Origin of the sequence: Novosphingobium sp. BW1, from assembly GCF_008107685.1 — a bacterium.
GTDB lineage: Bacteria > Pseudomonadota > Alphaproteobacteria > Sphingomonadales > Sphingomonadaceae > Novosphingobium.
Map to the genome: position 1 here is coordinate 1 of NZ_VIRF01000111.1, position 508 is coordinate 508.

A 508-nucleotide genomic window follows, 5' to 3' on the forward strand; every position below is an offset into this window, starting at 1 on the left:
GAGCTGCTCCACCCGCGAGAGCGGCAGCGTCCAGTCGCCTTCGTCGCCGGCAAAGGTGATCTGCACGTCAGGCATTCCGGCAAAGGAATTCTTGATGATCTTCTTCAGCCCGGCGCTCCCCTTGCTGGCCGGACCCCAGAGGCGAAGCGTGTTCTTGTCGAAGAAATCGGCAGCGATGACTTTCGTCACCGTACGATCGGTCAGCGTCACCTCGGTCTTGGTGCCGGCCGGAATGTCCCATGTGTTCTTTGCGACCAGCCAGAACGTCTCGGTCGCGCTCTGGCGGAATTCCATGGTCTTGCCGATCTCGCTGTCCCACAGCAGGCGGCAATAGGGATGCGGGCTCTCGTTGGCAATGCCGACCGACCATTGTCTCGCGCCGCCTATCCATTCGGTCTCGCCGAAGGCTGAGACCGGCTGCAGGAGGGCCGCCATCAGAACCATCACTGTCGGAATTTTCATCGCCGAAATCGTCTCCAACGCAATCGGCTCCAGCAATAGCAAAAGA

1 protein-coding gene is annotated in these 508 nt (G+C 60.2%); it reads right to left on the bottom strand.

Annotation, left to right across the window (positions count from 1 at the left end; translation table 11 throughout):
• On the bottom strand, window positions 1-462 hold a 462-nt coding region (locus tag FMM79_RS20150; protein WP_148629309.1), incomplete at its 3' end, for a hypothetical protein.
• Between the last annotated feature and the right edge of the window lie 46 nt (window positions 463-508).